Here is a 13,533-nt window from a genome sequence, read left to right as displayed (position 1 = left end):
GTCAGTAGCCCTTCCACTCCGGGGTGCGCTTCTCGACGAACGCCATGACGCCCTCCCACGTGTCGGCGCTCACGAGCAGGTCGTCGAGCACCTCCTCCGCGCGCGTGATCGCGTCGACGGTGTCGGGGACGTCCTCGGCGAGGTCCATGGCCCGCAGCGACAGCCGGACCGACGACGGCGAGCCGGCCACGACGCGCTCGGCCATCGCCCGCGCCGCCTCGAGCGCCCCGCCCGCGGGCGCCACCTCGTTCACGACGCCCAGCTCGTGCGCCTCGGCGGCCGTGAGCCGACGGCCCGCGAGCAGCATCTCGTTCGCCACCTTCCTGGGGACGGTGCGGGGCAGCCGCACGAGCCCGCCCGCGGCAGCGACGAGACCCACGCCGACCTCGGGGACGCCCAGCCTCGCCCGCTCGTCGGCGACGGCGAGGTGGCAGGCCAGCACGATCTCCAGGCCGCCGCCCACGGCGTGACCGTTGACCGCGGCGATGATCGGCTTGTGCACGTCCTTGCGTGACGTCAGGCCGGCGAACCCGGTGCGCGGGAAGTACGGCTGGGCGCCGCTCGCGGTGTAGGCGAGGTCGTTGCCGGCACAGAAGCCGTCGCCCGCCCCGGTGATGATGGCCGCCCACAGCTCGGGGTCGGCGAGGTAGGCGTCGAGCACGCCCTCCAGCTCCTCGTGCGCGGGCGGGTGCAGGGCGTTGCGGGAGTCCGGGCGGTCGAGCGTGATCTCCAGGACCCGGCCGCGGCGCTCGACACGGATGAACTCGTAGGTCTCGCGGAAGGCCGGTGGCTGCTTCGCGAACGGCGCGGGTGTCGTGGCGACCCGGTTGCCCTGGCCCTTGCCGTGCACGTAGACCCGCTGGCCGAGAGGGTCGGCCTCGCCGTCGAGGAGTGCCACGATGCCGGGGTCGGAGCGCTCGGGCAGGGCCACGAAGCGTCGGCCGTCGGCCTCGAGCCGGCCCACGACGACGGGCTTGGGCCCCGTGCGCGGGTGGAGCACGGTGTAGGTCTCGATCCGCGCCCACCCGTCGGCGCGCCCGGCCAGCTCCACCCGAGGTCCGGCGTCGAGCTCGCCCTGGAGCCGCGCACTGTCGTCGTCGCGCCAGGCCCGGGGCTCGGTGGAGTAGACACCGACGGCGTACTTGGAGAGCAGGCCACCGTTGGCGCCCACGAGTCCCTTCGTGCCGTCCGCGCGGACGCGCTGCACCACCTCGGCGATCGCGTGCAACGAGTAGCCGTTGCCGGGGCCACCGAAGTACGGGAGGCCGCCCGTCACCGTGAGTCCGCGCGGGTCCTGCGGCGAGAGACCGAGCCCGTCGCAGACCGCCAGGACCGCGATCGGGTAGCAGCTGTAGAGGTCCCACCAGCGGACGTCGTCGATGCCGGTGCCTGCGATCTCGAGCGCGTGCTCGACGGCGGCGACGGCAGCCGGGTTGGCTCCGAGGTCGGGCCGCTCGAAGGAGGGGAGCTCCCGCAGGGAGGAGGTCCCGTGCAGGAAGACGAGCCTGGAGGGATCGACGCCCAGCTCGAGCGCCTTCCCGTACGACATGAGCAGCACCGCGGCCCCCAGGTTGACCTGGTCGCGGGCGACGAGCCGACGCGGGTAGGGGTCGGCGATCATCCGGTTCCCGTCGGCGACCGTCGTGAGCTCCTCCGGCGCGTGCTCCTCCCGGTCGGCCGCGAGCGGGTTCTGCGCGGCCACGTGCGTGAAGGGGGCGAACACCTCGCCCATCTGCCGGGCCAGCTCCTCGCGGGTGAGTCCCAGCCGGGCCCGCCGGGCGTGCTCGAAGAGCGCGTACTGCGACGTCGTGTCGATCAGGCCGTGCTCGACGTGGTGCCGTGTGACCATGCCGGAGAGTCCGAGTCCGCGATCCTCCATGGCGCCCTCGGCGTGCTCGGCGAACGACGGCTTCTCGTCGAGCGTCCGGGCGTGACGCTCGGTGGAGATGGCCTCGCCCGAGACGATCAGCGCGACCTCCTCGCGACCGGCGGCGATGTCCTGGCAGAGCTCGCGCACGAGCGCCTGGGGCGTCTGGCCGCCCGTGGCGTCGTAGATCGCACGGCTCGGGTCGGCTCCGATGCGCTGCGCGACCGAGCGCGGCGGGTTGTCGCTGCGACCGAGCGGCGCCATGGACGTCGGGATGGAGTCGGCGAAGGTGCGCGTGACCACGAGGGTGCCGAGCGCGGCCAGTGCGGCGTCGGCGTCGGCACCGGAGTCGGCCAGCGCGGCACGCGCGGCCTCGGCCCCCAGGTCGACGGGCGACAGCGCGCGGTACCCGGGGTCCCCGACCGGGTCGACGGCCTGGCCGACCCCCACCACGACGGGGGTGCTGAGCGGTACCTGCTGCTCCGACATGCGACTCTCCTCTTTACGGAACGAGTTTCGTCCGCAATGCTGAGGGTATGACGAGCCCGGTGACCGGCGCAACGGCGGGGCGCCCACGCGACCCTGCGATCGACGCCCGCGTCCACGAGGCCGCCTGCCTCGTCTTCGGCGACGTCGGGTGGGCGGGCTTCACGATGGACCGCGTCGCGCAGCGCGCCGGGGTCGGCAAGGCGGCGCTCTACCGACGCTGGCCCTCGAAGGCCGCGCTCCTTGCCGACGCCCTGGCGTCGATGCTGGCCACGGCACCGCACCCCGTGTCCGACGACGTCCGGGCCGACCTCGTCGGGCTGGTCCGCAGCACGACCTCGCTCTACGCCGGACCCCTCGGCGGAGCGGCCCGGCGCCTCATGACCGAGGCGGCGCTGCTGCCCGAGCTCGCCGAGGCCTGGGAGGCGATCCGGCACCGTCAGGTGTCGTCCGCCCGCGACGTCGTGGAGCACGCGGTGCGTGGCGGCCGGCTCGGGACCGACGTCTCGATCGGCCTGCTCCTCGAGGCGCTGCTCGGCGGCGCGTTGATGCACGCGGTCCTGGCCCCCGACGACGACCACGGGGCTCACGCCGAGCGCCTCGTCGACGCCGTCGTCGGACCGCTCCTCACCTGAGCCGATCCCGCGAGTGGCGCAAAGTGGGACCCGAGTGGCGCAGATTGGCACGACACGCCGTCTCGAAAGTGCCAATCTGCGCCACTCGCGAGGTCAGATGCGGATGGTGGCTGCCTCGCCGGGGTCGAGCCAGTGGATCGTTTCGGAACGGTTGGCCTGGGCGAGGCGGGTCTCGGCTGCCGGCCGGTCCTGCTGGAAGTGCGACCAGCCCTCGTAGTGCACGGGGATCACGGTGTGGGCCCCGACGAGATCGATGAGCTCGGCGCCCTCGGCGGCGTCCATCGTGTAGCGGAGCCAGCCCGAGAGGTAGCGGAACCGCACCGACCCGAGGTGGATCACGAGCGTCCCGACGTCGAGCCGCTGCGGCACCTCGCGCAGGTCCGGGTACAGCACGGTGTCGCCCGTGATCCAGAGCTCGCCGTGCTCCTGGCCCTCCCAGCGCAGCGAGAACCCGACGACGGGTCCGGTGATGGGCTCGGAGCCCACCGGACCGTGCCGGCAGGGGGTCGCGGTGATCGTGATGGTGGGCCTGTCGGGCGCCTCGAGCGTGGTGGTCTCCCAGGCGTCGAGACCGACGAAACGGGGGTCGGCGGCCCCCAGCGCCTTCGCGCCCTTGCGGGTGGTGACGACCGTCGGGACGTCCGCGAGCATGGCCCGGCCGGCATCGTCGAGGTTGTCGCCGTGGTGGTGGTGGCTCACGAGTACGGCGTCGACCGGTCCGACGTCGTCGAGGGCGAGGCCCGGGTCGGCGAGCTTGCGCGACGTCGTGCCCCAGCCGAAGAAGTAGCGGCGACCGGCAGCGTCGAACGTGGGGTCGGTGAGGATGCGCCAGCCGGCCACCTCGACGAGCGTGGTCGGTCCGCCGACATGGGTGATCTGAGCAGCCGTCATGGCCGCGATCCTGGCAGGCCGGGCTACCGCTTGGCCAGGAACTTCTGGATGCGGGCCTGGGCCTCGTCGGTGCCGACCCGGGCGGCGATCGTGGCGGCCTCGTCCTGGCCGACCTCGGCGCGGGTGGACTCCCAGCCGCTGCGGACGAGGCGACGCGCCTGGCCGTAGGCGCCGGGCACGGAGTCGGCGAGCTTCTGGCCGAGGGAGCGGGCCCGGTCGGCGGCACCGGCGTCCACGACCTCGCTCACGAGGCCCCAGTCCAGGGCGGTGTCGCCGTCGAGGACGCGGCCGTTGAGCAGGAGCTCCATGGCCCGCACCTGGCCGACGGCCCGAGGCAGCAGGTAGGAGAGCCCGATGTCGGGGGTGAGGCCGATGCCGGCGTAGGCCGTGACGAACTTGGTGGAGCGCTCGGCGACCACGAGGTCGGCGGCGAGCATGACGCTCAGCCCGGCGCCGGCCACGGCCCCCTGGACCCCGGCCACGACGGGCTTGGGGAGGGCGGCGAGGCGCTGCATGGCGCCGTCGAGCACGTCCGCGAGCTCGCGGAGGTAGGCCTGGGGGTCGTCGGCCGCGGCGAAGCTGGCCACGTCGCCCCCGGCGCAGAAGCGCGGCCCGTTGCCGGTGAGCACGACGACCGTGGCGTCGTCGTCGGCCTCGATGCGCTCGACGGCCTCGGTGACGGCCTGCGCGGTGGGCAGGTCGAAGGAGTTGGCGTCGGTGGGGCGGTTGAGCGTCAGGTGGGCGACCCCGTCGCGGACCTCGAGCAGCACAGCATCAGACATGGTCGCAGTCTCTCAGGTGCACCCACCGCGCCTGCGGTGACGTTCTGACGCGACTCGCCGGCGCGTCGCGGTCAGGACGTCACTGCGGGCGGAGAAGGGTCGTGAGGGTGCTCCGCATGACGTCGGCGGACTCCTCGACGCCCAGGCCGAAGTCGTGGCGGAGCGAGCTCCACGAGGGCCAGCTCGAGGCGATGAACAGTGCCTTGCGCAGCACCTCACGACGCTCACCCGCAGCGGCGACCTCCTGGGCGAAGACCTCGTCGGCGTCGCCCTGCACACGGTCCACGTGCTGGCGACGGCTCTCCTGGAGCGCGGCCGAGAACGGCTCGCCCAGAGCAGCCGAGCGGGCGGCCGGTGCCAGGTGCTCGAGCCTGGCGACCCGCATCGCGACGTAGGCCTCGATGCGCTCCTCGAGCGGCAGGTCGGCGTCGATGCTCACGCGCAGCTCGAGGTCGGCCTCGAGCCAGTAGCCCGTCGTGGCGACGAGCAGCGCCTCGAGGTCCTTGTAGTTCAGCCAGACGGTCCGCAGCGAGATGCCGGCCCGTTCGGCGATGGCCTTCCCGGTGGGCTTGAGCACGCCTTCTCGGACGAGCTCTGTGTGGGCGGCCACGATCGCGTCGCGGGTCCGCTCGCCCCGGGCGATGCGGCCGTCGGTGTTGTGCTGGCGCGGCACGGCCATCGGCGGAGCCTCCTCTCGGGTCGGGCCCAGTATGTCCTCCCGGCGGTCGTCCCCGAGGAAGGTTGACGCGGACGGAAAAAAGATACACCCTGTGTGCATGATTCCTGAGAGCCGCGTCACACCGGCCCCCTCGACGCCGCCGGAGACCGCCGGCGCACGCCTCGACGTCGAGGGCGTGACCGTCCGCTTCGGCGGCATCACCGCCCTCGAGGAGGTGTCCTTCTCCGTGCCCTCGGGTCACGTCGTCGGCGTCATCGGGCCCAACGGCGCGGGCAAGACCACGCTCTTCAACGTGGTGTGCGGGTTCGCCAGGCCGCAGCAAGGACGGCTCGCGCTCGACGGCTCGACGTTCAGGCCGAGACCTCACCGGCTCGTGCGCTCCGGGATCTCCCGCAGCCTGCAGGGCCTGGGCCTGTTCCCGGGCCTGTCGGTCGTGGAGAACATCGTGGCCGGGGCCGGCACGACGGCACGGACGGGCTGGTGGTCCGGCCTGCTGGCCCTGCCCCGCAGCGACCGGGACGAGCGCGAGCTGCGGGAGCGCGCCGAGATGCTGATGGACGAGCTCGACCTCACCCGGCACGCGCACGCCCAGCCCGGCACGCTCCCCTACGCCACCAGCAAGCGCGTCGCCCTCGCCCGCGCCCTCGTGAGCGAGCCGCGCCTCCTCCTGCTCGACGAGCCTGCGGGTGGGCTCGGCCACGACGAGGTCCTCGAGCTGGGCGAGCTCGTCCGGAGCCTGCCGTCCCGTGGCGCCGGCTGCTCGGTGATGCTGGTCGAGCACCACGTCGACCTCGTCATGGCCGTGTGCGACGAGCTGGTGGTCCTCGACTTCGGTCGCGTCATCGCTGCGGGGTCGCCGGCCGAGGTGCGCGACGACCCGGCCGTCGCCGAGGCCTACCTGGGCGCCGCGGTGGACGTCTGATGACCGCACCCCTCCTCCAGGTCAGGGGGCTGACCGCCGGGTACGGCGGGGCACCTGTCCTCCACGACGTCGAGCTCGACGTCCCCGCCGGCTCGATCGTCGCCGTCGTCGGCGCCAACGGCGCCGGCAAGACCTCTCTCCTCAGGGCGCTCTGCGGCACGATCGGCGTCACCGCGGGAAGCATCACGTGGGACGGCAGCGAGCTCAGCGGAACCCGGACCGAGGACCTCGTCCGGCGTGGCATCGCCCACGTCCCGGAGGGTCGGGGCGTCATCACCGAGCTCACGGTCGAGGAGAACCTGCGCCTCGGCCACGTCTGGCGCAAGGACAAGGCCGACGGCCGCCGGGCCACCGACGAGGTCTACGCCATGTTCGAGCCGCTCGTCCGCCGCCGCGGCAGCGCCGGCCACCAGCTCTCCGGCGGCGAGCGTCAGATGCTCGCCATCGGCCGCGCTCTCGTGGCCCGTCCGCGGCTGCTCCTCCTCGACGAGCCCTCGCTGGGGCTCGCGCCCAAGGTGACGGCGCAGATCATGGCGCTCCTGCGCCGGCGCTGCGACGAGACCGGCCTGACCGTGCTGCTCGTGGAGCAGAACGTCCGCAGCGCCATGTCCATCGCCGACCACGGGGTCGTGCTGTCGCTCGGCCGCGTCGTCGCGAGCGACACCGCCGAGCGCATCGGCGCCGACGACGACCTCCGCCACGCCTACCTGGGGTTCTGACATGGATCGCTTCCTCTTCCTCACCGTCGACGGGCTCGCCCGCGGGGCGACGTTCGCCGCCTTCGCCCTGGCCCTCGTCCTGATCTGGCGCGGCGCCAGGCTCGTGAACTTCTCCCAGGGCGCCATGGCCGCCGCCACGACGTACGTGGCCTACAGCGTCACGACGGCGAGCGGCTCGTACTGGCTCGGGCTCGTGGCGGCCGTCGTGGCCGGCCTGGTCATCGGGGCCGGCACGGAGCGCCTGCTCATGCGGCACGTCGACGCGAGCCAGCCGCTCAACACCGTCATCGTGGCCCTCGGACTCGTGCTGGTGATCCAGGCTGTGCTCGGCATCCTCTACGGGAGCGAGTACCGCCCGATGGACGTGCCCTTCAGCCGCACGCCGCTCAGCATCGGCGACCAGCCGCTGCTGTCTCCGTACGACCTCTTCGTCCTCGGCACGGTCGTCGCGGTCATGGCGGCGCTGGGCTGGGCCTTCACCCGCACCGACCTCGGACTGACGATGCGGGCCGCCGCCTTCGCCCCCGACATGGCGCGGCTCCTGGGGGTCGACGTCCGACGCATGCTCACGCTGAGCTGGGGGGTGGCGGGCGCGGTGGGTGCGCTCGCAGCCCTGCTCATCGTGCCGACGGAGCTGGGGGCGCACCCTCACGCGACCGACCTGGTCTTCGTCTATGCCTTCACCGCCGCGGTGGTGGGAGGCCTGGACAGCCCGGTCGGCGCCGTCGTGGGCGGCCTGGGCGTGGGGCTCGTCCTCTCCTACGTGAGCGGCTACTCCGGCAGCGACATCTCCGCCGTCGTCATCCTCGGCGTCCTCGTGGCCGTCCTGCTGCTCAAGCCGTCCGGCCTCCTCGGCCACACCTCGGCGCGGGTGGTGTGACGATGCTCGACCGCCTGTCGCACCACACGCTCCTGCGCCACCTGCTGCTGACGCTGGTCGCCGGAGCCGCCCTCGTGGCCCTGACCTACGGGCTGTCGCCGTACCGGAGCTACCAGCTGGCCACGGGCGCCGCCTACCTGTGCGCGACCGCAGGGCTCACGCTGCTCGTGGGCCTCTCCGGCCAGCTGTCGCTCGGGCACGGCGCCCTCATGGCCGTGGGCGCGTACGCCTGCGCCCTCACGTCGGCCGAGCTCGGCGACGCCGGGACCACAGGTCCCCTGCTGCTCCTCCTCCCGCTCGCGGCCGCCGTCGTCGTGACAGCCGCCGTGGGTGGCGTCGTGGGCCTGGCCGGGGCGCGGCTGCACGGCCCCTACCTCCCGGAGCTCACGTTGACGCTCACGATCGTCGTCCCCTCCATCACCACGACCTTCGCCGACCGGCTCGGCGGCGACCAAGGGCTGTCGGTACTCGTCGAGCCCGCGCCCGCCGGCCTGGGGGCCACCTTCCCGCTCGAGCGGTGGCAGGCCTGGATCGCGTGCGGCGCGGCGCTGCTGACGATGTTCCTCCTGGCCAACCTCGTCCACAGCCGCTTCGGCCGCGAGGTGCGCGCGGTCCGGGACGACGAGGTCGCGGCGCGCCTGGCCGGGATCGACGTGGCCAGGACCAAGGTCCTCGTCTTCGTCGTGAGCGCCGCCACCGCCGGGCTCGGCGGGGGTCTCCTCGCCGTGCTGACCCAGGCCGTCTCCCCCGGCGGGTTCTCGCTGGCCTTCAGCCTGTTCCTGCTCATGGCGGTGGTGATCGGCGGCATCGGACGGCTGGCCGGCGCGGTCTGGGGCGCCCTGCTCCTCGTCGTGCTGCCCGACCTCACCACGTCGCTCGCCGACCGCGTGGGCTCCTCGCCCGCGCTCGCGGAGCGTCTCGACGGCAACCTGTCGCTCCTCGTCTTCGGCGTGGTCCTGATCGTCGTGACCATCGCGTTCCCGCAGGGCATCCAGGGCCTGCTGTCCTCGGCCGCGGCCCGCCTGCCCCGCCCCTCCCGTCCCGGCCCGAGCCCGTCCAGCCCCACCCGATCCAGCCCGTCCCGTCCCACCTCAACCAGTTCGGAGTCCATCGATGTCTAGCCCCATGCCCCGTCTCCGGCGATCGCTCACGGCGATCGCCTCCCTGAGCCTCGTCGGCTCGCTCACCGCCTGTGGCGGAGGCGGCGACTCCGCCGCGTCCGCGCCCGGCGTCACGGCCGACTCGATCCTCGTCGGCACCCACCAGCCCCTCACCGGGCCCGCCGCCGCCGGGTACTCGACGATCTCGCCCGCCACGAAGGCGTACTTCGACTACGTCAACGCCAACGGCGGGGTGCACGGCCGAAAGATCACGTACACGGTGAAGGACGACGGCTACAACCCGGCCAACACCCAGAAGGTCGTCCGCGAGCTCGTGCTCAAGGACAAGGTGTTCGCCATCGTCAACGGCCTCGGCACGCCCACCCACACCGGTGTGCTCGACTTCCTCAAGACCAACAAGGTCCCCGACCTCTTCGTCGCGTCGGGCAGCCGCAGCTGGAACCAGCCGGAGAAGTATCCGACCACCTTCGGCTTCCAGGCCGACTACACGACCGAGGCCAAGGTCCAGGCCACGTACATCGAGGAGAACCTCGACGGGAAGAAGGTGTGCTTCCTCGGCCAGGACGACGACTTCGGTCAGGACACCCTGCGAGGACTCACCCAGGTCCTCGGCGAGGACGGCGTGGCCGAGCGGCAGAAGTACGTCACGAGCAACACCAACGTCGCCCCGCAGGTCGGCAAGCTCAAGGCCGCCGGCTGCGAGGTCGTGGTCCTCGCGACCGTGCCCGGCTTCACCGCCCTCGCGGTGGGCACGGCGGCCCGCCTGAAGTTCGCGCCCCAGTGGATCAGCACCTCCGTGGGCGCCGACCTCGCCACGGTGGGCGCCGCGCTGGGCGACGCGGCGCCGCTGCTGGAGGGCTTCCTGAGCACCAACTACCTGCCCTCGGCCTTCGACTCCGACGACCCCTGGATCACGCTCTTCCAGAAGATCAACAAGGAGCACAACGGCGACAAGCCGTTCACGGGCAACACCGTGTACGGCATGACGGCCGGATACCTCTTCGTGGAGGCGCTGCAGAAGACCGGCAAGGACCTCACGCGTGAGGGTCTGCTCGAGACCATGGCGTCCGGCGAGCTCGACGGCCCCGGCCTCACCTCGCCGCGGTACTCCGAGGACGACCACGCCGGCTACGGCGGCGCGCAGATGGCCAAGGTGACCGGGACGTCCCAGGACTACTTCGGCCCGGTCTACGCCACCGACGACCGCGAGAGCACGCCCGTGAAGGTGTTCGACGGCGAGGCGACCGCCCCACCCTCCGACGGCATCCCCAGCGAGTAGGTACCCGGCCGGCTAGCGCCAGTCGCGACGGCGGGACTTGCCCGTCGTCGCGCGCAGCGGCTCCGTCACGAGCTCGTACGACCGAGGTCGCAGCTCGGGGCGGAGCCGCTCGCGTGCCCAGTCGCGCAGCACGTCCTCGTCGGCCTCGTCGGTCTCGACGACGGCGTGCACGCGGTGACCCAGGTCGCCGTCGGGACGCGGCACCACCACCGACGACCGGACGAGCGGGTGCGAGTCGAGCACGGCCTCGACGTCGGCGGGATGGACGTTGACGCCGCCGGAGACGACGACGTCGTCGAGGCGGTCGAGCACGTACACGTAGCCGGCGTCGTCGATCCGACCGGCGTCGCCGAGCGAGTGCCAGCCGGGCAGCCCGCCGTCGCGCTGCATCTGGAGCTCGCCGTCGACCACGCGGAACCGGGACCCGGCACACGGTCGGCCCACCGAGCCCGGCCGGTCGAGCCACTCCCTCCCGTCGATCATCGTGAGGCCCTGCGACTCGGTGCCGGCGTAGACCTCGACGACCCGCTCCGGGCCGAGCCACCCGATCCAGGAGCGCTTGAGGTCCGGTGCGCAGCGCGCGCCGAGGTGGAGGACCGACGCCAGGCTCGAGACGTCGGCACGGTCGCGGTCCGGGTGCCGCCAGATGCGCTGCATCGTGGTGGGCACGAGCATCGCCCACGTGACGCGGTGCCGCTCCACCGCGGCGAGCCACTCCCCTGCGTCGAACCTCGGGAGGAGCACCAGCTCGTGCCCCGTCATGAGACCGCGCATCGCGTAGGTGAAGGGGGCGGCGTGGGTCAGTGGCCCGCTCACGAGCTGGACCGCGTCACGGGGGACGAACGGCGCCACGAGGCCGTCGGGGTCGACGGTCGCGGCGGCCGCGGCCCGGATCAGCTTGGGCGTGCCTGTGGTGCCCGAGGAGGTCGACAGCTTCCACGACGACGCCGTCCGGCTCTCGACAAGAGGCGGCCCCGGACGCCGAGCGACCTCGGGACGGTCGACGACGACCGCCGGCGCGGCAGCGTCGAGCACCGCCTGCCTCTCACGGACCGGAAGGTCGGAGGCGATCGCGAGCGGTACGCCCCCGGCCTTCCAGGCCGCCACGCACGCCACCACCAGGTCGATCCCGTTGGGCAGGCAGATCGCCACGACGTCGTCGACGTCGAGACCGTCCTCGACCCAGCGCCCCGCGACGGACGCGGCACGCGCGTCGAGCTGCGACCGGGTGAGGACCTCGTCGCCGCAGCGCACGGCCACGCGGTCCGGCGCCCGCGCGGCCAGCTCGGTGAACGCCTCCCCGATCGGCAGCGAGGGCATCAGGGCGTCGGGGCGAGGGACGCGTAGAACGCCTGGTGTGCCTGGGCGGCCCGCTCCCACGTGAAGCTGCGGGCGAGGTCACGGCCGGCCTCCCGGTCGGGCGGGGTCTCGAGCGCCTGGACCATGGCGGCGGCGAGCGAGAGCGGCGCGTCCCCGAACGTCACGGCGCTCCCGAAGACCTCGCGCAGCACCGGGACGTCGCGGGCGACGACCGGGACGCCGGCGGCCAGCGCCTCCATCGCGGCGAGCCCGAAGCCCTCCTTCGTGGACGTCATGGCCAGCACGGACGCCTCGGCCACGAGCGAGGGCAGGTCGGCCTCGTCGATCACGCCGAGCACCTCGTGGTCGACGTGCAGCTGCTGCGCCCGCCGCTCGAAGTTGCGCCGGTACTCGCGGTAGTCGAAGAGCGTCTCGCCGCCACCGAAGACGAGCCGAAGGTCGGGGCGGCGCCGACGCAGCAGCGCATAGGCCTCGAGCAGGTCGATGCTGCCCTTGCGCGGCTCGATGCCGCCCAGCGCGAGCACGTACGGGCCCAGCTTCTCGCGCCAGCGCTCGCGCCCGGCCGCGTCGAGCGCGCCGGCCTCGAAACGGGCCGAGTCGACGCCGTTGGGGATCACGGTGGGACGCAGGCCCCAGCCGAGCGCCACCTCGTCGGAGACGGTGCGCGAGACGCAGATCCGTGCCACGGGCTCGACGACCGCCCGCTCGTGGCACGCCGCGAGCTCGGGGGTCGTGAACTCGTCGAGGTGGTGGATGGTGCGCACGCACGGCATGGCCGCGTTGGCGCTGATGCAGTCCTGGGCGTGGACCACGTCGTAGCCGCCACGGTGGGGTGCGAACGCCCGGCGCAGCTCGGCGATGGAGCGGACGATCCGGGCGCCCACGTCCTCCCCGTCCACGGCCTCGAACGGGACGGCGTGCACCGTGACGGCCGCGTCCACCGGACGGAAGAAGGCGCGGTCGCCGCCGCGCGCGAGGGTCCAGACATGGACGTCCTCGCCCAGTGCGGCCAGGGCCTCGGCGAGCGCCAGCGTGTGCACCACGCCGCCGCGCGGCTTGGACGAGTACGTGAGCAGCGCGATCCTCATGCGGAACCGCCTTCCTGGTTCGATGCCGCAGCGGGCCGGCCGACGTAGGCGTCGGGACTGAGCTCCTTGAGGTGGTGCAGCACGCGCCGCGACCGCGCGACCTCGTGCTCGACGTCGACCTCGGCGACGGCGAGACCGCCCTTGGACCACGTGCGGGCCAGCACGTCGCCACCCGGCCCCACCACCTTGGCCTGGCCGAGGAACCTCAGGCCGCCCATGACACCGGTCTGGTTGGAGGACACCCAGATGACCTGGTTCTCGGCGGCTCGGGCGCTGTCGTAGAGGTCGAAGAGCCGCGACTGACGGTCCTGCGTCATGCGCGAGGCCCGGTCGGTGACGCTCGCGGGCCAGGCCGACAGGCACGCCACCACGGCCGCGCCGTCGAGGGCCAGCGAACGCGCGGCCTCCGGGAAGGTCTTGTCGTAGTCGATCATCAGCCCCATGCGTCCGACCGGGGTGTCGAACGCCCGGAAGGACGAGCCGGCCGCGAACGCGAGCGACTCCCCCGCGGGCTGGTGCACCTTGCGGTGGTGGCCCAGGAGCCCGTCACCGCTCACGCACACCGCCGACTCGTAGAGCTGCTCGCCCGCGTCCTCGGTGAAGCCGAGACACACCGTCATCTCGCCGGCGAGCTCCGCGACCTGCCGCAGCTCGGGCCCGTCGAGGGAGAGCGCCGGCGGGAGGGAGTCGGGGTCGGGGTGTCGCAGGTCGCCGATGTAGCCGCCGAGCGTGCCGTAGGGCAGCACGAGCAGGTCGGCCCCGTGGGTGCGGGCGTCCTCGACGATGCCCGCGATCTTGAGCAGCGCCCGCTCGACGTCGCGCCCGAAGTGGGCGGCGACGGCGGCCAGGCGCAGCGTGGGCACG

General features: G+C 73.1%; 13 protein-coding genes. 6 read left to right on the top strand and 7 right to left on the bottom strand.

The genetic code is table 11. The annotated features are described in order from the left end of the window. Position 1: 1 nt before the first annotated feature. Positions 2 to 2,356 carry an enoyl-CoA hydratase-related protein gene (locus tag ASD11_RS02130; RefSeq protein WP_056282642.1) on the bottom strand — a complete coding sequence of 785 codons (2,355 nt, stop codon included), beginning with the start codon at positions 2,354 to 2,356 and terminating at the stop codon, positions 2 to 4. 47 nt (positions 2,357 to 2,403) lie between these two features. Between ASD11_RS02130 and ASD11_RS02125 the strand changes: the two genes are divergently transcribed. After that, positions 2,404 to 2,988 carry a TetR/AcrR family transcriptional regulator gene (locus tag ASD11_RS02125; protein WP_056282641.1) on the top strand — a complete coding sequence of 195 codons (585 nt, stop codon included), beginning with the start codon at positions 2,404 to 2,406 and terminating at the stop codon, positions 2,986 to 2,988. A gap of 93 nt (positions 2,989 to 3,081) precedes the next feature. On the opposite strand, the gene ASD11_RS02120 is transcribed toward ASD11_RS02125, so the two are convergent. The 3 genes from ASD11_RS02120 to ASD11_RS02110 all read right to left on the bottom strand — a co-directional run bounded on the left by ASD11_RS02120 (position 3,082) and on the right by ASD11_RS02110 (position 5,340). Continuing rightward, entirely contained in the window at positions 3,082 to 3,879 is a 798-nt protein-coding gene (locus tag ASD11_RS02120) for an MBL fold metallo-hydrolase (protein ID WP_056282640.1), read from the bottom strand. Between the two features lie 23 nt (positions 3,880 to 3,902). Beyond that, entirely contained in the window at positions 3,903 to 4,661 is a 759-nt protein-coding gene (locus ASD11_RS02115) for an enoyl-CoA hydratase/isomerase family protein (protein ID WP_056282637.1), read from the bottom strand. Between the two features lie 79 nt (positions 4,662 to 4,740). After that, positions 4,741 to 5,340, bottom strand: a complete 600-nt coding sequence (locus tag ASD11_RS02110) for a TetR/AcrR family transcriptional regulator (protein WP_056282636.1) — start codon at positions 5,338 to 5,340, stop codon at positions 4,741 to 4,743. 97 nt (positions 5,341 to 5,437) lie between these two features. On the opposite strand from ASD11_RS02110, the gene ASD11_RS02105 reads away from it, so the two are divergent. Genes ASD11_RS02105 through ASD11_RS02085 form a run of 5 tightly spaced genes read left to right on the top strand, consistent with a single transcriptional unit; the run spans position 5,438 to position 10,261 of the window. Further along, positions 5,438 to 6,262, top strand: coding sequence for an ABC transporter ATP-binding protein (locus ASD11_RS02105; RefSeq protein WP_056282635.1), 825 nt, complete (start codon positions 5,438 to 5,440; stop codon positions 6,260 to 6,262). Continuing rightward, positions 6,262 to 6,981 carry an ABC transporter ATP-binding protein gene (locus ASD11_RS02100; RefSeq protein ID WP_056282632.1) on the top strand — a complete coding sequence of 240 codons (720 nt, stop codon included), beginning with the start codon at positions 6,262 to 6,264 and terminating at the stop codon, positions 6,979 to 6,981. Before ASD11_RS02105 ends, ASD11_RS02100 begins: the two co-directional genes overlap by 1 nt. Position 6,982: 1 nt before the next feature. Beyond that, on the top strand, positions 6,983 to 7,861 hold the full coding sequence (locus tag ASD11_RS02095; RefSeq protein ID WP_056282629.1) for a branched-chain amino acid ABC transporter permease: 879 nt from the start codon (positions 6,983 to 6,985) through the stop codon (positions 7,859 to 7,861). A gap of 2 nt (positions 7,862 to 7,863) precedes the next feature. Further along, complete coding sequence (locus ASD11_RS02090; protein ID WP_082554103.1) at positions 7,864 to 8,982, top strand: branched-chain amino acid ABC transporter permease; 1,119 nt, start codon at positions 7,864 to 7,866, stop codon at positions 8,980 to 8,982. Positions 8,983 to 8,986: 4 nt separating this feature from the next. After that, entirely contained in the window at positions 8,987 to 10,261 is a 1,275-nt protein-coding gene (locus tag ASD11_RS02085; RefSeq protein WP_056282626.1) for an ABC transporter substrate-binding protein, read from the top strand. A 12-nt stretch (positions 10,262 to 10,273) separates the two neighbouring features. Here the strand turns inward: ASD11_RS02085 and ASD11_RS02080 are convergent, their stop codons facing one another. The 3 genes from ASD11_RS02080 to ASD11_RS02070 are packed head-to-tail and all read right to left on the bottom strand — an operon-like array spanning position 10,274 to position 13,532. Next, a complete protein-coding gene (locus ASD11_RS02080; protein WP_056282625.1) occupies positions 10,274 to 11,581 on the bottom strand; it encodes an AMP-binding protein in 1,308 nt (435 codons plus the stop codon). Beyond that, entirely contained in the window at positions 11,581 to 12,669 is a 1,089-nt protein-coding gene (locus tag ASD11_RS02075; RefSeq protein ID WP_056282624.1) for an MSMEG_0565 family glycosyltransferase, read from the bottom strand. Before ASD11_RS02075 ends, ASD11_RS02080 begins: the two co-directional genes overlap by 1 nt. After that, a complete protein-coding gene (locus ASD11_RS02070; RefSeq protein WP_056282623.1) occupies positions 12,666 to 13,532 on the bottom strand; it encodes a carbon-nitrogen hydrolase family protein in 867 nt (288 codons plus the stop codon). Before ASD11_RS02070 ends, ASD11_RS02075 begins: the two co-directional genes overlap by 4 nt. Position 13,533: the final 1 nt, after the last annotated feature.

It is taken from the genome of Aeromicrobium sp. Root495, assembly GCF_001426755.1.
In the GTDB taxonomy this organism is placed as follows: domain Bacteria; phylum Actinomycetota; class Actinomycetes; order Propionibacteriales; family Nocardioidaceae; genus Aeromicrobium.
Note: the sequence above shows the minus strand (reverse complement) of the source record. Positions and strands in the feature narration are given on the sequence as shown.